A 21077-nucleotide genomic window follows, 5' to 3' on the forward strand; every position below is an offset into this window, starting at 1 on the left:
CGTTCCTATCCGCCCTGCGGGCCGGTCAGGGCCGCCGGGTCCAGCAGGGCCTGCAGGCGTTCGCGCGGGATGTCGGTGTGTTCCGCCGCGACCTCGACGATCGGCCGCCCCGTGGCATAGGCCTCCTTGGCGATGCGCGCCCCGGCCTCGTAGCCGATCTCGGCGTTCAGGGCCGTGACCAGGATCGGATTGCGATCCAGAGCCGCGCGCAGGACATCCTCGTTGACCGTGAAGCCCGCGATCGCCCGGTCCGCCAGGTGTTCGCACGCGCGCGCGAGCAGCCCTGTCTGATTGAGCAGGTTGTCGGCAATCAGCGGCAGCCCCACGTTCAGCTGGAAGTTGCCGCCCTGCCCGGCCGCTGCGATCGCGGCGTCCAGCCCGATGACCTGCTGCGCCGCCATGATCACGGCCTCGGGGATCACCGGATTGACCTTCCCCGGCATGATCGAACTGCCGGGCTGCAGGGCCGGCAGGGCGATCTCGCCGAGCCCGGCCAGCGGCCCCGAGTTCATCCAGCGCAGGTCGTTGGCGATCTTGATCAGGCTGGTCGCCGTGGTCCGCAGCTGCCCGGACAACTCGACGGCAGTGTCCTGGCTGGCAAGCCCCGCAAACCCGTTTGACTCCCGCTCGAAGGCAATCCCGGTGCGCTCCGCCAGGCGCGCCGCGACGCGATCCCCGAATGCCGCCGGGGCATTGATGCCCGTGCCCACCGCCGTCCCGCCGATCGCAAGCCGGTTCACCCGGGTACGGGTCTCGCGCAGGCGTTCCACGTCCAGCTCCAGCTGCGTGCGCCAGCCGGAAAGCTCCTGGCTCATGCGCACTGGCATCGCGTCCATCAGGTGGGTACGCCCGGTCTTCACGACCGCGGTCAGCCCGCCCTCGCGCCGGGCAATGGTGGCAATCAGGTGACGCAGGGCCGGGATCAGCTCCTGCTCCAGCTGGGTGGAGGCCGCCACGTGCAACGCGGTGGGGATTACGTCATTCGAACTCTGCGAACGATTCACGTGATCGTTCGGGTGAACCGGCAGGCCATCGGTCGAGGCCAGGCGCGCGATCACTTCGTTCATGTTCATGTTGCTGCTGGTGCCGGAACCGGTCTGGTAGACATCCACCGGAAAGGCGTCGGCATACTCGCCACTGGCGATCGCCTCGGCGGCTGCGACGATCGCGCCGGCCACGTCGGGCGTTAGCTGGTCCAGCCCCTGATTGGCCTCGGCGCAGGCCGCCTTGGTCTGCGCCAGCGCGCGGATGAACGCCCGCGGCAGGGGTCGCCCGGCGATGTGAAAATTATCCACCGCACGCTGGGTCTGGGCGCCCCACAGCGCCTCTTCCGGGACCTCCACCGGCCCGAGACTGTCCTGTTCCTCACGCATTGCGGGCTTCGACATGCCATTCTCCTGTTTGAGTCCGCGCCGGTTACCGGAGTCCGGCTCATGTCCGCTCCGCCGGCCCGTGGGACCATGCTGGCCCGGCGGACGCTGTATTGCACCTGAACGCCTTAGTATACTGCGCCGCCTGTCCCGAACCCGACCCCGGAATTCCCATGTCCCTGAGCCCCCTGACCGCGATCAGCCCCGTCGACGGCCGCTACGCCCGTCATACCCGCGACCTGGCCCCCTACTTCTCCGAACAGGGCCTGATGCAGGCCCGCGTGCGGGTGGAGATCGCCTGGCTCAAGGCCCTGGCCGCCGAACCGGCCATCCCCGAGGTCCCGGCGCTGACCGACGAGGCCGGCGCCTTCCTCGACGAGATCGCCTTCGGCTTCGACGAAGTGGCCGGGGCGCGCGTGAAGGAGATCGAGGCGACCACGAACCACGACGTGAAGGCGATCGAGTACTACATCAAGGAACAGATGGCGGACCGCGGCGACCTGCAGAGCCAGATCGAGTTCGTGCACTTCGCCTGCACCTCCGAGGACATCAACAACCTCGCCTATGGCGTAATGGTCCGCGAGGCCCGTGACATGGTGATGCTGCCGGCCCTGGATGCCGTGCTCGCCCCGCTGCGCGAACTGTCCGGCCGCTTCGCCGAACAGCCGATGCTCGCGCGCACCCACGGCCAGCCGGCCTCCCCCACCACCATGGGCAAGGAACTGGCCAACGTGGTCGCACGCCTGGAGCGCCAGCGCGACGAGATCGCCGGGGTGGCCTGTCGCGGCAAGATCAACGGGGCGGTCGGCAACTTCAACGCCCATTCCATTGCCTACCCCGAAGTCGACTGGCCCGCCCTGTCGCGCCGCATGATCGAGGGCCTGGGCCTGCAGCCGAATACCCATACCACCCAGATCGAGCCGCACGACTTCCTCGCCGAGCTGTTCCACGCCTTCATGCGCGCGAACACCATCCTGCTGGATGCGTCGCGCGACATCTGGGGCTATATATCGCTCGGCTATTTCAAGCAGAAGGTCGTGGCCGGTGAAGTCGGCTCCTCGACCATGCCGCACAAGGTCAACCCGATCGACTTCGAAAACGCCGAAGGCAATCTCGGTCTGGCCAATGCCCTGTTCGACCACCTGGCGAGCAAGGTGCCGGTCTCGCGCTTCCAGCGCGACCTGACCGACTCGACCGTGCTGCGTAACATCGGCATCGCCTTCGCCTGGTCACAGATCGCCTACAAGGCCTTTGGTCGCGGTCTCGGCAAACTGGAGATCGAACCCGGGCGCCTGGCGGAAGACCTGAACCAGAACTGGGAAGTCCTCGGCGAGGCGGTACAGACCGTCATGCGCCGCTACGGGATCGAGTCGCCCTACGAAAAGCTCAAGGAACTGACCCGCGGACAGCGGATCACCCCCGAGGCGCTGGCGGCCTTCATCGACAGCCTGGAGATCCCCGAAGAGGCCCGTGCCCGCCTGCGCGAGCTGACGCCGGGCACCTATACGGGCATCGCCGACCGACTCGCGCGCGACATCTGATCCGGCGCGCGGCATGGCGGCCCCGGACCCGAACCAACCGCTCGCCCTGCTCGGCGGCCTCACCCCCGCCGAGTTCCTGCGCGACTACTGGCAGCAGCGCCCGCTGCTGGTGCGCGGCGCCATCCCCGGCTTCGACAACCCGATCGAGCCCGACGACCTCGCCGGGCTGGCGACCGATGCCGACGCCGCCAGCCGTATCGTCAGCGGTCATGTCGATCGCCAGGACTGGGATGTCGAGTACGGGCCCTTCGATGCCGAGCGCCTGGGCGAGCTGCCCGAGCATGACTGGACGCTGCTAGTCACCGATGTGGAACGCTTCTGGCCCGGGGGGCCGGAGTTCCTCGCACGCTTCGACTTCGTCCCGCGCTGGCGCCGGGACGACCTGATGATCTCCTATGCCCCGCCCGGCGGATCGGTCGGCCCGCATGTGGACCAGTACGACGTCTTCCTGTTCCAGGCCGCCGGGCGGCGCCGCTGGCAGATCCAGGACCCGCCGGGATCCCTGGCGTGCCACGACGACCTGCCGCTGGCCATCCTGCAGGCATTCGAGCCCACCGAGACCTGGGAACTGGGACCCGGCGACCTGCTCTACCTGCCGCCCGGCCTGCCGCATTACGGCATGTCCCTGGACGTGGCGTGCATGACCTGGTCGGTCGGCTTCCGGGCCCCGACCATGCTCGATGTCCTGACCGGCTTTCTCGAGGAACGCGCCAACGTGATCGGCGACCAGGCGCGTTTCGAGGACCCCGGGCGGCACCCGGCAGCGCACGCGGCCGAGATCCCGGCGGCGGACCGGGGCGAGCTGCGCGAGGCGCTGCGGGCGCTGCTCGCTGCCGAGGACCATGACCTGGACGCCTATCTGGGCCGCTTCCTGACCCGCCCGGCGGGCAACGTGGAACTGGCCCCGGATGACCCGTCGCTGGCGGCCCGCGCGACCCCGGCGACCCGGTTCATCGTTCATCCGGGCGTGCGGCGCGCATGGTTCCGCGGTCCGGACGGTCCGGTGCTGTGCATCGCCGGCACGGACTATCCGGCACAGGCCGTCGCACCCGAGGTGCTCGAGGCCTTCTGTGACGCCGACACGCTCAGCATCGCGGAGTGGGAGGAGGCGATCCCCGCGATCCGGCAGGTCCTCGCGGACGGGCTGGAGGCCGGCTGGCTCGCGCCGGACGACCCGGCCGACTAACCGGGCGCGCCCGGCGGGGGCCGTCAGGCCGCCCGGGGCAGACAGGCCTGCGCCGCCTGCTCGATCAATTCCGGCCCGGCGTCCGGCTGGTGGGTGCCCTCGGTCAGGATACGGCGCCACCGGCGAGCCCCGGGCTCGCCGTGGAACAGCCCCAGGATGTGACGGGTAAGGCGCGCCAGCGGAACGCCGTCGCGGCGCATCTGTTCCGCCAGCGCCAGGATGCCGTCCAGCACCGCCTCGCGAGTGGGATCCTGCGCTGCGCCGAAATACAGTCGATCGACCGCGGCCAGGCTCCAGGGCTCGTGATAGGCCTTGCGGCCGAACATCACGCCATCCACGTGTTCCAGATGGCTGCGGGCGCCGGGCACATCGTCCAGTCCACCGTTCAGCACGATGGTCAGGTCCGGGAATTCCGCCTTCAGGCGGTACACGCGCTGGTAGTCCAGAGGCGGGACGTCGCGATTGTCCTTGGGGCTCAAACCCTGCAGCCAGGCCTTTCGCGCATGCACCACGAAGTGCCGGCAACCGGCCGCCGCCACGCGTTCCACGAAGGCATGCAGATCGCCCTCGGAATCCTGGTCATCAATGCCGATCCGGTGCTTGACGGTGACCGGGACATCCACGGCCTGCTGCATCGCCGCGACGCAATCGGCGACCAGGCCCGGCTGTGCCATCAGGCAGGCGCCGAAGGCGCCCGACTGCACGCGGTCGGAAGGGCAGCCAACGTTCAGGTTGATCTCGTCGTAGCCGCGCTCGGCCGCGATCCGGGCGGCGCCGGCCAACGTGGCCGGTTCGGAACCGCCCAGTTGCAGGGCCAGCGGGTGCTCCACCGGCGCATACCCCAGCAACCGGTCGCGATCGCCATGAATCACCGCATTGGCATGCACCATCTCGGTGTACAACAATGCCCGCCGGGTCAGCAGCCGATGGAACCGGCGACACCACGTGTCCGTCCAGTCCATCATCGGTGCCACCGAAAACCGCGGGTCGGGAGCGGATCCCGCGTCACTCATCAGCGAAGCCTCCATGCCTTGCGGGCGGCATGGCCACACCAGAAAGGATTGCCATCATGTCGGAAAGCGAAGTCCCTGAAACCTTTCTTGATAGTGTCTCACACATGGTCGACCGGGCCATGGCGTACCTTGAGCTGCCCGAGGGGGCCCGGGCGGCGCTGAAGACCTGTGATTCCGTCATTCAGGTGAGCTTTCCGATCCGTTTTCGCGACCGCATCGAAGTATTCAGCGGCTGGCGGGCGGTGCACTCCTCGCATCGGATGCCGTCCAAGGGCGGGCTGCGCTTTTCCGCGACCATGGACCAGGAACACGCCGAGGCACTGGCGGCCCTGATGACCTACAAGTGCGCCATCGTGGATATCCCCTTCGGCGGTTCCAAGGGCGGGCTGCGGATCGACCCGCAGAAATACGACGAATGGGAGATGGAACGCATCACCCGGCGTTTCGCCCACGAACTGATCCAGCGCGACTACATCAGCCCGGCCCAGAACGTGCCCGCCCCGGATGTCGGGACCTCGCAGCGCGAAATGGCCTGGATCATGGAGACCTATCGCGAGCGCCACCCGGAGGACCTGGACCATGCCGCCTCGGTCACCGGCAAGCCGGTCGAGCTGGGGGGAATCGTCGGTCGCCTCGAGGCGACCGGGCGCGGCGTGCAGTATGCACTTCAGGCCTTCTTCCGCGAAGGCTCGGCGGCCCGCGAGGCCGGTTTCAAGGGCGGCCTGGGCGACCAGCGCATCATCATCCAGGGGTTTGGCAACGTGGGCTACTACGCCGCACGCTTCCTGCAGCACGACGACCACGCGAAGATTGTCGGCGTCATCAAGAGCGATGGCGGGGTGTATTCCGAAGACGGGATCGATGTTGAGGCGCTGCACGACTACGTCCGCCGCAGCGGCACCATGGAGGGCTTTGCGGGGGTCGAGTTCGTGCGCGATGGCAACCGCATCATGGAACGCGATTGCGACATCCTGATCCCCGCCGCGCTGGAAGGGGCCATCCACCGCGACAATGCCGACCGTATCCAGGCCCGCCTGATCGCCGAGGCCGCCAACGGCCCCTGTACCTGGGAGGCCGACCTGGCCCTGCGGACCCGCGGCGTCACGATCCTGCCGGATGTCTACGTCAACGCCGGCGGCGTCGTCGTCTCCTACTTCGAGTGGGTGCGGAACCTTTCCCACATGCGCTTCGGGCGCCTGGAGCGGCGCTACGACCAGTCCCAGGGCCAGCACATCGTGACGGCCATCGAGATGATGACCAACTCGAGCATCCCGGAATGGATTCGCGATGCCGTCGTGCGCGGGGCCGAGGAGATCGACCTGGTCCGTTCGGGCCTCGAGGACACCATGCGCGAGGCCTTCCGCGAGATGCACGAGGTGCGCGAAGTGGAGAGCAATGGCGAGGTACTCGACTACCGCACCGCGGCCTACCTGATCGCCCTGCGCAAGATCATCCGCGCCCGCAGCGACCTCAAGCTGATCTGAGCCTGCCCTGCAGCGAGCGAAGGGGCGCGAGGGGGAATCCCTCTCCCCTGGCCGGCCTCCTACCCGGCCTGCCCGTAGCGCGACTCCAGCGCCGCGAACAGCGCCCGCAGCCCCATGGCCTCGCCGCCCTTGGGCCGTCCCGGACGCGCGCGCTCGTTGAAGGCCATGATGTCGAAGTGCATCCACGTCGCGCCTTCGGGGACAAACTCCTTCAGGAACAGACCGGCCGTGATGGCGCCCGCGTAGCCGCCGCTGGAGCTGTTCGCGATGTCCGCCACGTCGCTGTCCAGCATGTAGCGGTACGGCGTGTGCAGCGGCAGCTGACAGACCGGATCGTCCCATTCGCGCGCTGGTTCCACCAGCGCCCGGGCCCAGCCCTCGTCCTCGGTCAGGCAGGCGCTGATCTCGGTGCCCACGGCCACCCGCGCAGCCCCGGTAAGCGTGGCGAAATCGACCAGCAGATCCGGGTGGAACGATCCCGCCCGGTCCAGCAGGTCGGCCAGCACCAGGCGCCCCTCGGCATCGGTGTTGTCGATCTCGATCCGTTTGCCGTTGCGCGCAGGCAGGATGTCCCCGGGCCGGAAGGCCCCGGCGCCAATGGCGTTCTCCACCGCGCCGACCAGCACGGTCAGCCGGACCGGAAGGTTCTGCGCCATGATCAGGCGCGCAAGCCCCAGCACGATAGCGGCCCCGCCCATGTCCTTCTTCATCTGCCGCATGGAATTGCCGGGCTTGAGGTTCAGCCCGCCGGAATCGAAGCACACGCCCTTGCCCACCAACACCAGCGAGGCCGCGTCCGGCGGGCCCCAGGTCAGCTCGATGACCCTTGAACCATGGTGGCTCGCCGCGCCCACCGCGTGGATGCAGGGGAAGTCCTGTTCCAGCTTGTCGCTGTCGCTGACCACGTGCAGGCTGCAGCCGAATTCCTCGGCCAGCTCCCGGGCCTTCAACGCCAGGTTGGCCGGCATCATATCCGCCGCCGGGGTATTGATCAGGTCACGGGTCAGGCCAATGGAGTCGACGAACGCCTGCACCCGGGCCGGATCCGCGCCTTCCGGCCAGACCAGCCGGGGTGCGCGTTCCTGCGCCTCGCGATAACGATCGAAGCGGTACCGCCCCAGACCCCAGCCGATCGCCGCGAGGTTCTGCACGTCGGGGGGCAGGAAATCCGTTTCCAGGCGATAGTCCCCGGTACCCAGAGACTCCGCCGCGCCGGCGAGCATCCAGATCGGCGTCTCCGCGTCAAAGCCGGCCAGCACGGCCTCGAGCCCGCCCTCGGGGTTGGGAATCCGCAACGTGGCGCCTGGGTCCGCCTCGAACCCGGAGGTGTCAACCCAGTTGCGCCAGCTGGCCGGGGCGCTCTCCAGGCGACCCGGGAGGGATTCGCGGCTGACCGGGATCAGCGGAATGGCGGTGTCCGACGACGCAACAAAAACAGAATCCACGCGGCTTTCCTCTACAACGATGCAAAGCCCCCATAATACGCACCTTGTCGACCCGCCGGGATCGCTCTAACCCCGGAAAACGCCGAACAGTACAGGATGTGATGATGACGCCAGCGCTGGAAATCCGCGGGCTGAAGAAGACCTACAAGAACGGGTTCGAGGCCCTCAAGGGGATCGACCTGGAGGTGGCACCGGGCAGCTTCTTTGCCCTGCTGGGCCCCAACGGGGCCGGCAAGTCCACGACCATCGGGATCATCACCTCGCTGATCAACAAGACGGCCGGCACGGTCAAGGTCTTCGGCCACGACCTGGACACCGACCTGCAGGCGGTCAAACGCTCCATCGGCCTGGTCCCGCAGGAGTTCAACTTCAACAACTTCGAGCCGATCGGCGAGATTGTGGTCAACCAGGCCGGTTACTACGGCATCCCGCGGCGCGAGGCCTGGGAGCGCTGCGAGCATTACTTGAACGAACTGGGCCTGTGGGAGAAGCGCAAGGACATGGCGCGCACGCTCTCCGGCGGCATGAAGCGGCGGCTGATGATCGCGCGTGCCCTGGTCCACGAACCGCGGCTGCTGATCCTCGACGAACCCACCGCCGGCGTCGATATCGAACTGCGCCGCTCCATGTGGGACTTCCTCACCCGGATCAACACCGACGGGCGCAGCATCATCCTGACCACGCACTATCTCGAGGAGGCGGAGACGCTTTGTCGCAACATCGCAATCATCGATGACGGCGGGATCATCGAGAACACCACGATGAAGCAGCTGCTGGCCAAGCTCGAGACCGAGACCATGGTGCTGGATCTCAGCGAACCGCCCCCGGGCATCCCGGAGGATGCACCGGTGGTCCTGCGCCAGGTCGACGAACTGACGCTGGAGGCGGATATCCGCAGCGGTCAGCACCTGAACGACCTGTTCCGGGTGCTGGATCAGGCCGGGATCCGCGTGCAGAGCATGCGCAACAAGTCCAACCGCCTGGAGGAACTGTTCATCCGCATGACCCGCAACGGCCAGAGCCCCAGTCACCTCACACCGGGTGCCAGCGGCGCCAGCGAGCAGCCGGAGAACCAGGCATGAGCAGCACCCACCTGCATCACTACTGGACCGCCTTCCGCACCATCGTCACCAAGGAGGTCCTGCGCTTCGCCCGCATCTGGGTGCAGACGGTCCTGCCCCCGGTAATCACCACCGCGCTGTACTTCATCATCTTCGGCGGCCTGATCGGCGAGCGCATCGGGGAGATGGAAGGCTACCGCTACATGGACTTCATCGTGCCCGGCCTGATCATGCTGGCGGTGATCACCAACAGCTATTCCAACGTGGTGTCGTCGTTCTTCGGTTCCAAGTTCCAGCGCCACATCGAGGAGCTGCTGGTCTCGCCCATCCCCAACAGCGTGATTATCCTCGGATTCATCTTCGGCGGCGTGGCCCGCGGCCTGTCGGTGGGGGTTGCGGTGCTGCTGGTCTCGCTGTTCTTCAGTCCGCTCAGCATTCACAACCCGCTGGTGATGCTGGTCATCGTGCTGATGACCTCGATCCTGTTCGCCCTTGCCGGCCTGATCAACGGCGTGTTCGCCCGCACCTTCGACGATATCGCGATCGTCCCCACATTCGTGCTTACGCCGCTGACCTACCTGGGTGGAGTGTTCTACTCCATCAGCCTGCTGCCGGAGTTCTGGCAAGGGGTCTCCATGCTGAATCCGATCCTCTACATGGTCGACGCCTTCCGCTACGGCAGCCTGGGTCACAGCGACTTCCCGATCGCCATGTCGTTTGCGATCATCGCCGGCTTCATCGCCGTCCTCTACGGCACCGCCCTGGTGCTTCTCAATCGTGGAGTCGGGATTCGATCCTGAGGAACCTTGGCGGCGAAACGGCCCGCGCGCGCTGGCTGACGGTGTTTATTGCCCGAAAAAACGTGGTATAAAGCGAAAACTCTCCGGGGCAAGGGCCATATGGGTTACAGCAGAAAGACATCGCATTTCTTTCTGGCGGGCACCGCCGGACTCGCCATCCTGGTGGGGACCAGCCTCCTGCTCGCCTCCCAGCCTGCCGAAACCTCCCAGCCGCTCCAGATCGGTGCCGGCAACCCGCTCCCTGACGGCAAACTGTCTCTGGTGCGTGCCGACCACCCAGCCGGCGGCGCTTCGATCAGCCCGGTGCCGGCCGCGTCGTTCGATGCCAGTGCCCAGACCGTCGCATTCGCCACCGATATGCTGGATGACCCGGGCGCTGGCTACGACGATGCCCCCATCGATCCGGACGCGGAAGCCCCGACCTCCTATGAAACCTTCGACCTCGACGGCGACACGGAGACCGCCGCCGAGGCGGAATCCCCGGAAACCGACTGGCACAGCCATACCCTCCAGAAGGGCGAGCGCCTGACCGGGCTGTGGGAACGCGAATGGGAACTGCCCCTGGCAACCCTCTACCGCCTGCTGGACGACGATGACAATGCCTCGATCCTCAACCGCGTGCGCCCCGGTCAGGAGATCGAATGGCAGGTCGACGACGAGGGTTACCTGACCCGCATGCGCCTGTGGACCGACCGTGCCAGCGGCCACGAATGGATCCGCGAGGCCGACGGCTGGGATTTCGAGCGCGGCGAGGTCGAGAATGGCCGCGAGGTCAGCCACCTGATCATCAACGCCGAGATCGACGGCAATATTGCCTCCGCGCTGAGCGAGCGGGCGGATATCTCCCCGAGTGCGGCCAACGCCCTGGCCGTGCTGCTGGACCGCTACCTCCCGGTGCGCACCCACGCCCGCACCGGAGACCAGTTCACCCTTCTGGTGGAACAGGAAACCCTGGTCGGCGACGACACCCCGCACAATCTGCGCCTGCTCGCCTTCGACTACGCCGGCGAACGCATCGAGATCCGGGCGGCGCGCAACGTGAACGGACGATTCTATACCCCCGAGGGCGAGAGCCTGCTGCCGCCTTTTGACCGGCGCCCGTTTGCCGGCAATTACCGCATCAGCTCCAGCTTCAACCCGCGGCGACGCCACCCGGTTACCGGCCGTGTCGCGCCTCACCACGGGACGGATTTCGCCATGCCGGTGGGGACCCCGGTCCTGGCTCCGGCCGATGGCCGCGTGACCCGGGTCGAGAACCATCCCTACGCCGGGCGCTTCATCGTGATCGAGCACGGCCAGGGATACTCCACGCGCTACCTGCATCTGCAACGACAGCTGGTACGCCCCGGGCAGACCGTGGAGCGCGGTGACCGTATCGCCCTGTCCGGCAACACCGGCCGCAGCACCGGGCCCCACCTGCATTACGAGATCCACGTGAACAACCGGCCGCAGAACCCGATGCGCGTGGAGCTTCCGGAAAGCGATGCCCTGGAAGGCGACGAACTCGACCACTTCAAGTCCATCAGCCAGACCCTGCTGGCGCAGCTGGACCACGGGCTTCGCAACCAGCAGGTGGCCTTCACCCCCTTCGACGAACTGTCGCGTTGAATCACTGACGCGCTTGCCGATCCGGCCGCCGGCGGTACGGAGCCCATCCGCATCGCCGGCGCTCCTTTGATTCGTGGTTGCTGACTCTCCATCGCGCCCGCTGCTCGACTGGGCACGCCTTGAATGGCGTGACGGCATGCCCTTTGCCATCGACTACGGGGACGGCTATTTCGGCTCGGATAACCCGCGCGCCGAGGTACAGGACGTCTTCATCGAAGCGAATGGGCTACCGGATCGCTTTTCCGGCCGGCGCCATTTCGCGATCGGCGAAACGGGCTTCGGCAGCGGCCTGAACCTCCTGCTGGCCCTGGCACAGTGGCGCCGCCACGCACCACCCGACGCCTTCCTCTCGCTCCTGAGTCTGGAGGCCCATCCCCTCTCCCCCGAGGATCTCGCAACGCTTCACCAGCACCTCGGACTGGACGACGCCGACAGTCGTGCCCTGCGCGAGCAATACCCACCGCCGGTCCCGGGTCTGCATCGAATCGAGTTCCCGGGCGGGCGTGCCGTCCTCACGCTCGGACTGGGCGATGCGGCACCGCTTCTGGCCCGGGTCCGCGGGCGGATCGATGCGTGGTTCCTGGACGGCTTCGCACCGCGCAGCAATCCCGCATTGTGGAACACGGGGGTGTTCCGGCAGATCGCCCGGCTGTCCGCGCCCGGCGCGACCTTCGGGACCTACACGGCCGCGGGACAGGTACGGCGGGATCTGGAAGGCGTCGGTTTCTCAGTCCAGCGCGTGCCGGGCCACGGGCGCAAGCGCGAGCGTCTGACGGGCACCCTGGAGGGGCCTTGTGCAGAACCCCCGGCCCCGGCGACGCCGGCACCCCGCCGCGTCGCCGTCGTGGGCGCGGGGCTGGCCGGCCTGGCCACGGCCCACGCCCTGCATCGACGCGGGGTCCACACGGCCTTGTTCGATCCGGCCGGGGCCGGCGGGGGCGCCTCGGGCAATCCCGCGGCCGTTCTGCTGCCGAACCTGCATCCACGGGATGCCGAACTCAACCGACTGGCGGTTGCCGGCATGCGCCAGTCGCGCGAGCTGATCGCGGCGATGGAAGTCACCACGGGCAAGACGCTCCGCCTGGCCTCCGGGGTCGCCTTCCATGGCATCAGCGCCCACGGCCAGAAGCGCGTCACACGGCTGCGCAAGGCCGGGCGCGAGGCGACCGGGCTGTTGTTCGACCCCGAGGGGCCCCGGTGTGCCGATGCGCCTCACCTGTATTACTCCGATGGACTGGCCGTGGATATGGGCGCCCTGTGCCGCGCACTCGCGAGGGGCCTCCCGGCGATCCGCCAGGAAGCCGTCACCGGGATCCAGCTGTCCGGAGACACCGACGGTGTCCAGCTGCAAACCGATACCGGCAGCGAGACCTTCGACGCCGTGGTGCTCGCGAATGCCGCCGGGCCGGGCCTACCCCTGTGCCCGGAACAGGCCGGCATCGCAACCGTCACGGGGCAGATGACCCGGGTGCAGGCCGCGTTGCCCGACTGGGGCGGATTCGTGGCCACGGGCCAGGGGTACTGTATCCCGGCGGCCGACGGGACCGCGTGGATCGGCGCCACCTATCGCCGAACGGCCAGCCCCGGGGTCCGGCAGGAAGGCTCCATCCTGGCCGAGGACGACGCCGCGAACCTGCGCCACCTCGCCTGGGTGCCCGGGCTGGAAGCCCCGGACACCGTCCAGGTGCTCGACCACTGGGCCGGCGAGCGGGCCGTGGTACGCGACCGGCTCCCCCTGGTGGGCCCCAGCCGCATGGACGCAGGGGGCCGGGTCCAGCTGAACCTTGCGCACGGGTCACGGGGACTGCTGTACGCCCCGCTGGCTGCCGAGTGGCTGGCCGACCATCTGCTGGGGCTCGTCGAACCGTTGGAGGCCGGAACCGCGGCGCGATTCAGTCCGGGCCGGTTCACGGATCAGACCCCGGGCGCCTCAGGCGAGGCATAGGCCACATCGTTGCGGCCGGCCGCCTTCACGCGGTACATCGCATGGTCCGCAGCCATCATCAGATCCGCGAGCCGGCGGCCATCACGCGGATAGAACGCGACGCCAATACTGCAGGAAAGGCTCTGCTCGACCGGATCCATGTGACCGGGATGCAGCTCGAATGGCTCGCGGAACGCCGCCTGGAGACGCTCGACCAGGCCCGCGGCCTCCTCCGGCCGGTTCAATGGCGCGCTCAGTACGATGAATTCATCGCCGCCCAGGCGAACCAGCAGGTCATCAGGGCGCAGGCTGCCCGTCAAACGCCGAGCGAGCAGCCGCAACAGCTCGTCCCCCACTGCATGACCATACTCGTCGTTCACCGGCTTGAAGCGGTCCAGATCAATGAACAGCAGGGCTAACTGGCCCTCCAGACGATCCGCCCGGGCCGCCAGGCGCGGAAACGCGCGATCCAGCGCCGCCCGGTTAGCCGTACCGGTCAGTGGATCCTCCCAGGCGAGCGCCTGCATGCGATCCTCCAGTTCCTTTCGCTCGGTGACATCCAGCGCATGCCAGACCACAGCGGCGGAACCCTCGAACGGCGTGTGAATCGGCCGGACCCGCGCCTCGTACCAACGCGTGGCCTCGCCTGCGGCCTCGTTCTTCCCGCCATGAAACGGATTCGCCTGCAGGCGGTACTGGATCTCCTGCATGCGTCCTTCCTGCAGCGAGCGTTGCACGATCCCGGCGAACCGCTCCGCCACTTCCCCCGGCAACAACTCGTCCAGCGTGTGCCCCACAGCCGTCGCATTCGGATCGCGGCCGCGGCGCCCATCGCCGAACTGCCGCCGTATCAGCCCGGCCTCGTCGATAACCAGGGCATCGCCCGGCATTGCCTCGAACAGGGCGTCCTGCAGATCGCGGGCTTCGCTGAGCGCGTTAAACAGCATGCGATTCTCGTGCACATCGACAAAGCTCAGCAGACAGGCCCATTGGCCGTTCCAGTCGATCGAAACCCAGCGGAGCAGGTGGAAACGCTGGGCTCCGTCCGCCGTCTGCACGCGAATCTCGCGCCCCATGGGCTCTTCGCGCACATCCGGGCGCGCAAAGTCGAGTCCGGGCGGCAGGTGCACGCGGTCGTCCGGGTGGATGACGTCCAGTGCGGCCAGGGTCTCCCCGGGTGCCGGCGACATGCCCGTCATGCGTGTGAACGCGGGATTGGCCCACAGGATGCGTCGCCCGGCCACCACCAGCGTCGCATCATCCAGCCGGTTTACCAGCGCCTGATAGCGCGTGAGGGCCTCGCGACGCTGGCGCATGCCCTGGCCCACCCGGAAGGTGTAGCCACTCACTGCAACAAGCCCGACCGCCCCCAGGACCCACCATGCGGCCGGCCGGCTGGTCGCGGACGGACTGGGGGCCGGCTGCGCCAGCATCTGCCAACGCCCCCCGGCAAAGTTCACATCGAGCTCCAGCGGTGCACTGGATATGTCGAGCGCGTCGGGATTATAGAAAACCTCCCCCTCCGCGCCGGTTCCGTCCCGGCCCCGCAGGGCGACGGACAGTCGGGCCGTCCCGGGGACCAGGCCGGCCTGCCGCAGGAGGGTGTCGAAGTCGAGCGCGATACTCGACAGGCTCCAGGGATTCGCCGCGTCGGCATCCTCATCCGGTTCGGTCAGAACAGGGGCCCGCACCAGCAATCCCCGGCCACCCTGAGCGAGCGGCCATGGCCCCGCGACCACCGTCTCGCGGCTCTCCAACACCCGATGGAATGACGCCGACTGCTGGGGATGGGCGGCCAGGTTCAGGCCAATGGCCGCCTCGTTACCCTCGCGCGGATAGACCAGATCCAGGGTCTCGCCACGTGCCAGTGTGAGGGACAGGATCAGATCCGGCTGGCCGCGATACAGCCGCTCCGCCGCCCGGGCGAACTCGTCCTCGTTCAACTCCGGGTGGACATAGGCGTAGGCGGCAAGGCCGATCGTCGCGTGCACGGAGGCGTTCAATACGCTCTCGAGGCGGGATCGCAGGCTGTTCGCCTCGGTCGCGAGTGACTGCTGGTAGCGCTCGGCCATCTGCTGCTTCCAGCCCTGGTCAATCACCAGGAAAAGAAGCGCGAAAAACACGCCCGCAACCAGCGCCGCGACCACCGGCCCGCTGACATGGGGCTCCGTGGTACGAACCGGCGTCGCAGACGCAATGCCGCGGGAATCCGGTTCTTCCGTCGTGTCCGGGGATGAGCTCATGCCGGGTCTTTTCGGGGGACGCAGGGCCTTCTACTATGCGCTATTGCCGGACGAACGGAAACGACCAATCAACCGCGCCCCGGACAGCGCCCTGACGGAAACCTCACGGATCCGCGAGCTTCACACCGCTCCTCAAGGGAGAGCACGGTACGGCTTGCCGTGCCCTACATGCAGGGCACGACCAACAGGAGAGAAGGATTGGTGGGGACGGCCGGAGTCGAACCGGCACGGCCTTGCGGCCAGCGGATTTTAAGTCCGATGCGTCTACCAGTTCCGCCACGCCCCCGGAGCGGTCGCATCATACCGTGCGTACCCGGTCGTCGCACCCGCGGCCGGCGGGGTCTACCCCGCTTCTGCGTCCGGCATTTCCGCGACCGGCAAGGGCACGTGCAGGGATGCCGCGATGGCCCGTAACAACTCGACCTCCGCGATCACCGTCTGCCCGCCATGGGTAATGGTGGCGAGCATCGCGGTGACGAGACGCTGCTTGTCCGCCGGGCGCAGTGCGTCCAGTGCCTCCAGCGCCCGATCCACGCCTTCCGCCCAGGCCGGCGGGTCGGCCGCCGCTTCAAGCGCCGTACCCATGGCATCCTCCGAGGGCCCCTCGACCCCCAGGGCCACAACACCCGCACGCAGCGCCGCCCGCGCCCCTTCGGGGTCTTCCGGATGACCGTGATGGGCAAGCACGGCCAGGATGCCGCACGCATGGGACTCGTGACGCTCCAGGCGCTCGCGACCACCTGGGCGGGTGCGCGACGGCTGATCGAGGTCGCGCAGCTGGCGCCGAAGGAGCCGTCCGGTGGCGTATTCGAAGGCGGACACCCGCCCGTCGGCCCGGATCAGCTCGTCGATCAACGCCCCCAGCGCCTGGCGTTCCTCCCGCGGACGGTGGCGGACAACCGGGAAGCTCATCTCCAGCAGCGGGATGCGCAGATCCGGGCGCAGCTCGGGCACAGCATCCAGCAGAGTCCGGACGCGGGATTCACTCTCGGCGCCCCGCTTCGCGGTGATGCGCAGCAGCTGATGGTCCCGCACCTCGGGATCGGCGCTGATCAACAGATACAACAGCACCTCCACGCCCCAGGCGTCGGAGTGTGCGGCGCGCTCCAGCGGGCCGGGCATCGCCGCCACCAGCAGCCCGGCCCCGAGGATCTGCGCCAGCCCCGGATCACCGATGTTCTCCATCAGGCGTTCCGGATGCAGGAACATGCTGCCGGCCTCGCGTGGATCTTCGCCGTCACGCGCCTCGGACTCGACCTGCGCCTCCTGCTCCGCACGACGGGTTTGCGCATCCCGCTCCATCTGTTCGCGGACCGTCTCCAGCTCTTCCGGCTCGAACCCGGGCTCGATGGCCTGGATCCGCTGTACCAGCGGCGGATGGGTCGCAAACATCTGGCCCAGGGCGCCGGAGGCGAACAGCATGTGTCCTACCTCCTCGGTATCCGCACGCATCGCGGTGTGCCCGGCGCCGATCTTCTTCAGGGCGCCGGCAATGCCGTCCGGCTGACGGGTGAACTGCACCGCCGAGGCATCGGCCAGGTATTCCCGCTGGCGCGAGACCGAGGCGCGGATCCAGCGCCCGAAGAACAGGCCGATATAGCCCACCACCATCAACGCCAGGCCCGCGGCGACGATACCCCCGGCGTTGCGGTTGTTGCGCGACAGGCGCATGGCGAACAACACACGCTGGCCGATCAGGGCCATCACCAGGATCCCGAACAGCATGCCCATCAGACGAATGTTCAGGCGCATGTCGCCGTTCAGCACATGGCCAAACTCGTGGGCGACCACGCCTTGCAGTTCGTCACGGTCCAGTTGTTCCAGTGCCCCGCGGGTCACCGCGATCGCGGCATCGTCCGGCGAATAGCCGGCCGCGAAGGCGTTGATGCCCGCCTCCTGTTCCAGCACGTAGACCTCGGGCACCGGAACGCCGGAGGCGATGGCAATCTCCTCCACCACGTTCATCAGCCGCCGCCGCAACGGATCGCGGGTATCCCCGTCCACCCGGGTGCCTCCGAGCTCGCGGGCGACGGCCCCGCCGCCATCGCGCAGGCCCAGCGTCCGGTAGAGACTGCCCAGCCCGATCAGCCCCACCGTCAGCACGGTGGTCCAGACCATCACGTCGACGTTGCGGACCAGGAAATCCCGCGTCAGCCAGGGTTCGCCCGCGGCCACCGGCTCGGCCTGTCCGAACAGAACCAGCACGATGGCGTTCATCACCAGCACGATTGCCAGCACCGCCAGGCCGAACAGGAACAGCAGCCAGCGAGTCCGGCGCTGCGCCCGGTCCTGATGCTCGAAGAAATTCATGGCGCCCCGCGGATCAGGAGAAGTTCACTTCCACGGGCTCGCGCTTCTGCGGGTCCTCGATCTCCAGCAGTTGCGCCGGGTGGAAGCCAAAGTTGTTGGCAATCAGGCTGTTCGGGAACATTTCACCAAGAATATTGTACTGCATGACCGCATCATTGAAGGCCTGACGGGCGTAGGCCACTCGGTTCTCGGTGCTCGTCAGCTCTTCGGAGAGCTGCATCATATTCTCGTTGGCCTTCAGGTCGGGATAGCTCTCGGACAGCGCGAACAGTCGTCCCAGAGCCCCGGAGAGGCCCTGCTCCGAACTGGACAGCTTGCGCACGGCCTCCGCATTTGTCGGATCTCCGGCCACTTCCTGCAGGCTCTGCTGCGCCTGATTGCGCGCCTGGATCACGGCCTCCAGGGTGTCGCGTTCGTGGCTCATGTAGCGCTCGGCGACCTTCACCAGGTTCGGGATCAGGTCGTAGCGGCGGGTCAGCTGCACGTCGATCTGGGCAAAGGCGTTCTTGTACCGATTGCGCGACGTCACCAGACGGTTGTACGTCCACACGCCCCACACCACCAGCAGAACCAGTATCCCCAGCACCACCCACGTCATATCCATTGCGGCCCGCTCCTTTGCGTTCGACTGCGCCGAGTGTACGCCGGCTGACCGGTCCCCGGCGAGCCGGCGAAGACGGCAACCGACGCACTGATTTATCCTTGCGCCAATCCATCCTCGGGATCTGACATGAACCTCTCTACCCTGCTCGGAATCGTCGGCAGCCTGCTGGTGTTCGGCAGTGTCATTGCGTTCTCCTCGCAGGACGTCGACGCCTTCCTGAACCTGCCGGGGCTGGGGATCGTGGTCGGCGGCACCATCGCGGCCACACTGATGAGCTACCCCTTCCACGAAGTGATGCGGGTGTTTCGCGCCGGTGCCAATGCAATCCGAGAGGAACGCTACGACGTCAGCCAGGACCTGGAGGAGATCGTGCAGGTCTCGCGCTACTGGTTTTCCCAGAACCTGCGGCGCATCCAGGATCGCCTGGACCAGATCCGCAACCCGTTCCTGCGCACCGGCATCCAGCTGGTCATCGACGACACGCCGATGGACGATGTCTCCGACCTCCTGAACTGGCGCATGGCCCGCCTGCGCGCCCGCGAGCAGGCCGATGCCCAGATGTTTCGTACCATGGCCACCTACGCCCCGGCCTTCGGGATGCTGGGCACCCTGATCGGCCTGATCAACCTGCTGCTGACCACCGAGAGCGACGACTTCACCGTGATTGCGGTGAATCTGGGCATCGCCCTGATCACCACCTTCTACGGGATCCTGCTCGCCAACCTCGTGTTCCGGCCCATCGCCATCAAGCTGGAGCGGCGGACCGAGGAACGGGTCGTGCTGATGACCATGGTGCTGGAAGGCATCATGCTGATGCGAAAGGGGCGCTCGCCCGGTTACATCCGCGAGACCCTGCGCTCGTTCATGGAGAACCACGCCGACGAGATCCGCCAGGTGCCCCCCAACGGCGAGGACGAAGCCGCCGATCCGGGCGAGCCGGGCGAATCCACCGAGCGGCGCTGACCCCATGCCCGGCCCCGCCTACTCCACCTCGGAACGCGCCGCGCTGCAGGCGGAGATGGATGCGCATGCCGCCACCCGCCCGGAGCAGGCCTTTCTTGGGTCCTACCCGGGGGAACGCCAGCGCGACGACGAACACGCCTGGATCCTCACCTATCTCGACGTGCTGACCCTGGTCATCGTGATCTTCGTGATCATGCTGACCTTCATGGACCCGCGCGACGACGACCCGCGCGCCGTCTCCGCCAGCCCCATCGCGCTGGCGCACCCGGACCGCAGCGCGCTGGTCGAGCCCCTGGTCCACCCCTCGCTCCTGGGTATACCCGCCCTCGAAGACGCCCCCGTAGACGAGTCCGCCGCCACGGGGACCATCGCGGAGCCACCATCGGGGCGCGGCACCGAGGATCTGCGCGACCGCGCCCCCGAAGGCGTGGACGTGGTCCAGCAACCGGGGCGCCTGGAGCTGCGCATCCGCGATGACATCCTGTTCGGCACCGCCCAGGCAGATCTGCGGCCGGACGGCGAGGCACTGCTTCACGATCTTCTACCCATCCTGGAGGATCATACGGGCCCCATCACCGTGGAAGGTCACACGGACAACCTCCCCATTGCGACCGAACGTTTCCCGTCCAACTGGGAGCTGTCCTCGGCGCGCGCCAGCGGCGTCGTGCGCTACCTGGTCACCCGTGGGGTGGCGCCTGACCAGTTGCGCGCAGTCGGACGTGCCGACACCCTGCCGGTCGCCCCCAACCACACCTCCGCCGGCCGAGCGGAAAACCGCCGGGTCTCACTCGTTCTCGAGGCGGATACCCCCTGACGACTTCCCGCATCCCGACACCAGGGGCATCGCGCATCCGAGGTCGCTCGAAGCTACAGAGAAGACGCCCTTGACCCTTACGGAGAACCGTCTGTTGCTAATCCAGATCACCACGCGTCCGGCTCCCGGCAAGCCTCGGGCGCGCGATGCTGCTAAATTACGGTTAAGGAAACACATGATTCATGTACACGCTCGCGTTGGTACCCCAGATTTTCCGAGACCAGGCGCGTTGTGCAGCGGGTAGTGGTTCTACCCGCCCGTTTTTGATGGATCCGGGGCGCAACGCAGGATCGGGGAACCTGGGGCACCAAGCCCACAATTTAATAAGCGAAGGGGATCGGCCGCCCGTTGTTGATCAAAAACGGGCACGCGCACCGCGTTGCGGCTCGCTCGCGCAGAGTGACTGCACGGCAGTCACTGAAGTGGTCCAATGACAGCGGACACCCCAGTTAAGCCACACTAGATGGGTAACTGGAGGTGAATGTGAGCAAGCAGAGACGAGCGCGATACAGCCGGGAGTTCAAGGCCAACGCGATTGCGATGGTCGAGAGCCAGGGCTATGGCTGCACGGAGGCGGCCCGGCGGCTCGGGATCAACCGGAGCATGCTGTCCCGCTGGCAGCGTGAGGCGCGGCGCAAGGCGGCCGGCGAAGCCGTTACTGAGCCGGCCTCGAACGGTCAGGAACAGGAGTTGCGGCGGCTGCGCGAGGAG

At 67.5% G+C, this 21077-nt stretch carries 16 protein-coding genes and 1 tRNA gene; 10 read left to right on the forward strand and 7 right to left on the reverse strand.

Annotated features, from left to right (window positions below):
• Positions 1–5: 5 nt before the first annotated feature.
• Positions 6–1388, reverse strand: a complete 1383-nt coding sequence (locus F572_RS0102260) for a lyase family protein (protein ID WP_026142970.1) — start codon at positions 1386–1388, stop codon at positions 6–8.
• 155 nt (positions 1389–1543) lie between these two features.
• Here F572_RS0102260 and purB point away from each other — a divergent pair, with 155 nt between their 5' ends.
• Positions 1544–2911 (forward strand): adenylosuccinate lyase, encoded by a 1368-nt coding sequence (gene purB / locus F572_RS0102265; RefSeq protein WP_017941574.1) that lies wholly within the window; start codon positions 1544–1546, stop codon positions 2909–2911.
• 13 nt (positions 2912–2924) lie between these two features.
• Positions 2925–4097, forward strand: coding sequence for a JmjC domain-containing protein (locus F572_RS0102270; RefSeq protein WP_017941575.1), 1173 nt, complete (start codon positions 2925–2927; stop codon positions 4095–4097).
• A gap of 23 nt (positions 4098–4120) precedes the next feature.
• On the opposite strand, the gene dusA is transcribed toward F572_RS0102270, so the two are convergent.
• Positions 4121–5110, reverse strand: a complete 990-nt coding sequence (dusA, locus tag F572_RS0102275; protein ID WP_017941576.1) for a tRNA dihydrouridine(20/20a) synthase DusA — start codon at positions 5108–5110, stop codon at positions 4121–4123.
• Positions 5111–5166: 56 nt separating this feature from the next.
• Here dusA and F572_RS0102280 point away from each other — a divergent pair, with 56 nt between their 5' ends.
• On the forward strand, positions 5167–6594 hold the full coding sequence (locus F572_RS0102280; protein WP_026181387.1) for a Glu/Leu/Phe/Val dehydrogenase: 1428 nt from the start codon (positions 5167–5169) through the stop codon (positions 6592–6594).
• Between the two features lie 59 nt (positions 6595–6653).
• On the opposite strand, the gene F572_RS0102285 is transcribed toward F572_RS0102280, so the two are convergent.
• Entirely contained in the window at positions 6654–8039 is a 1386-nt protein-coding gene (locus F572_RS0102285) for a M17 family metallopeptidase (RefSeq protein ID WP_017941578.1), read from the reverse strand.
• A gap of 104 nt (positions 8040–8143) precedes the next feature.
• On the opposite strand from F572_RS0102285, the gene F572_RS0102290 reads away from it, so the two are divergent.
• The 4 genes from F572_RS0102290 (at position 8144) to mnmD (ending at position 13453) form a co-directional block, all read left to right on the forward strand.
• Complete coding sequence (locus tag F572_RS0102290) at positions 8144–9121, forward strand: ABC transporter ATP-binding protein (protein ID WP_017941579.1); 978 nt, start codon at positions 8144–8146, stop codon at positions 9119–9121.
• Complete coding sequence (locus F572_RS0102295) at positions 9118–9900, forward strand: ABC transporter permease (protein WP_017941580.1); 783 nt, start codon at positions 9118–9120, stop codon at positions 9898–9900. The genes F572_RS0102290 and F572_RS0102295 overlap by 4 nt, the downstream gene beginning before the upstream one ends.
• Before the next feature lie 99 nt (positions 9901–9999).
• A complete protein-coding gene (locus F572_RS0102300) occupies positions 10000–11508 on the forward strand; it encodes a peptidoglycan DD-metalloendopeptidase family protein (RefSeq protein WP_017941581.1) in 1509 nt (502 codons plus the stop codon).
• A gap of 136 nt (positions 11509–11644) precedes the next feature.
• Positions 11645–13453: a tRNA (5-methylaminomethyl-2-thiouridine)(34)-methyltransferase MnmD gene (gene mnmD, locus F572_RS0102305; RefSeq protein WP_017941582.1), complete on the forward strand. Its 1809-nt coding sequence runs from the start codon at positions 11645–11647 to the stop codon at positions 13451–13453.
• On the opposite strand, the gene F572_RS0102310 is transcribed toward mnmD, so the two are convergent.
• From F572_RS0102310 to F572_RS0102325, 4 genes are all read right to left on the reverse strand, one after another.
• Positions 13423–15675, reverse strand: a complete 2253-nt coding sequence (locus F572_RS0102310) for a diguanylate cyclase domain-containing protein (RefSeq protein WP_038033955.1) — start codon at positions 15673–15675, stop codon at positions 13423–13425. The two genes, mnmD and F572_RS0102310, sit on opposite strands and share 31 nt — an antisense overlap.
• 199 nt (positions 15676–15874) lie before the next feature.
• Positions 15875–15961 (reverse strand) — tRNA-Leu (locus F572_RS0102315).
• A 56-nt stretch (positions 15962–16017) separates the two neighbouring features.
• The gene (locus F572_RS0102320) at positions 16018–17985 is read right to left on the reverse strand and encodes a M48 family metallopeptidase (RefSeq protein ID WP_017941584.1); all 1968 of its coding nucleotides are present in this window, start codon (positions 17983–17985) and stop codon (positions 16018–16020) included.
• A 13-nt stretch (positions 17986–17998) separates the two neighbouring features.
• Positions 17999–18589 carry a LemA family protein gene (locus F572_RS0102325; protein ID WP_017941585.1) on the reverse strand — a complete coding sequence of 197 codons (591 nt, stop codon included), beginning with the start codon at positions 18587–18589 and terminating at the stop codon, positions 17999–18001.
• A 126-nt stretch (positions 18590–18715) separates the two neighbouring features.
• On the opposite strand from F572_RS0102325, the gene F572_RS0102330 reads away from it, so the two are divergent.
• The 3 genes from F572_RS0102330 to F572_RS0102340 all read left to right on the forward strand — a co-directional run.
• The gene (locus tag F572_RS0102330) at positions 18716–19552 is read left to right on the forward strand and encodes a motility protein A (RefSeq protein ID WP_017941586.1); all 837 of its coding nucleotides are present in this window, start codon (positions 18716–18718) and stop codon (positions 19550–19552) included.
• Positions 19553–19556: 4 nt separating this feature from the next.
• Positions 19557–20366, forward strand: coding sequence for an OmpA family protein (locus F572_RS0102335; protein WP_017941587.1), 810 nt, complete (start codon positions 19557–19559; stop codon positions 20364–20366).
• 483 nt (positions 20367–20849) lie between these two features.
• A partial coding sequence (locus F572_RS0102340) for a transposase (protein WP_026181382.1) occupies positions 20850–21077 on the forward strand: 228 nt, incomplete at its 3' end.

Source organism: Thioalkalivibrio sp. ALE14 (assembly GCF_000376845.1).
Classification (GTDB): Bacteria; Pseudomonadota; Gammaproteobacteria; order Ectothiorhodospirales; family Ectothiorhodospiraceae; genus Thioalkalivibrio.

Bases quoted from the DNA above. Each gene is read 5' to 3' on its own strand.
- F572_RS0102260 (WP_026142970.1), bottom strand. From the start codon at position 1,388: ATGTCGAAGCCCGCAATGCGTGAGGAACAGGACAGTCTCGGGCCGGTG.
- purB (WP_017941574.1), top strand. From the start codon at position 1,544: ATGTCCCTGAGCCCCCTGACCGCGATCAGCCCCGTCGACGGCCGCTAC.
- F572_RS0102270 (WP_017941575.1), top strand. From the start codon at position 2,925: ATGGCGGCCCCGGACCCGAACCAACCGCTCGCCCTGCTCGGCGGCCTC.
- dusA (WP_017941576.1), bottom strand. From the start codon at position 5,110: ATGAGTGACGCGGGATCCGCTCCCGACCCGCGGTTTTCGGTGGCACCG.
- F572_RS0102280 (WP_026181387.1), top strand. From the start codon at position 5,167: ATGTCGGAAAGCGAAGTCCCTGAAACCTTTCTTGATAGTGTCTCACAC.
- F572_RS0102290 (WP_017941579.1), top strand. From the start codon at position 8,144: ATGACGCCAGCGCTGGAAATCCGCGGGCTGAAGAAGACCTACAAGAAC.
- F572_RS0102295 (WP_017941580.1), top strand. From the start codon at position 9,118: ATGAGCAGCACCCACCTGCATCACTACTGGACCGCCTTCCGCACCATC.
- F572_RS0102300 (WP_017941581.1), top strand. From the start codon at position 10,000: ATGGGTTACAGCAGAAAGACATCGCATTTCTTTCTGGCGGGCACCGCC.
- mnmD (WP_017941582.1), top strand. From the start codon at position 11,645: ATGCCCTTTGCCATCGACTACGGGGACGGCTATTTCGGCTCGGATAAC.
- F572_RS0102310 (WP_038033955.1), bottom strand. From the start codon at position 15,675: ATGAGCTCATCCCCGGACACGACGGAAGAACCGGATTCCCGCGGCATT.
- F572_RS0102320 (WP_017941584.1), bottom strand. From the start codon at position 17,985: ATGAATTTCTTCGAGCATCAGGACCGGGCGCAGCGCCGGACTCGCTGG.
- F572_RS0102325 (WP_017941585.1), bottom strand. From the start codon at position 18,589: ATGGATATGACGTGGGTGGTGCTGGGGATACTGGTTCTGCTGGTGGTG.
- F572_RS0102330 (WP_017941586.1), top strand. From the start codon at position 18,716: ATGAACCTCTCTACCCTGCTCGGAATCGTCGGCAGCCTGCTGGTGTTC.
- F572_RS0102335 (WP_017941587.1), top strand. From the start codon at position 19,557: ATGCCCGGCCCCGCCTACTCCACCTCGGAACGCGCCGCGCTGCAGGCG.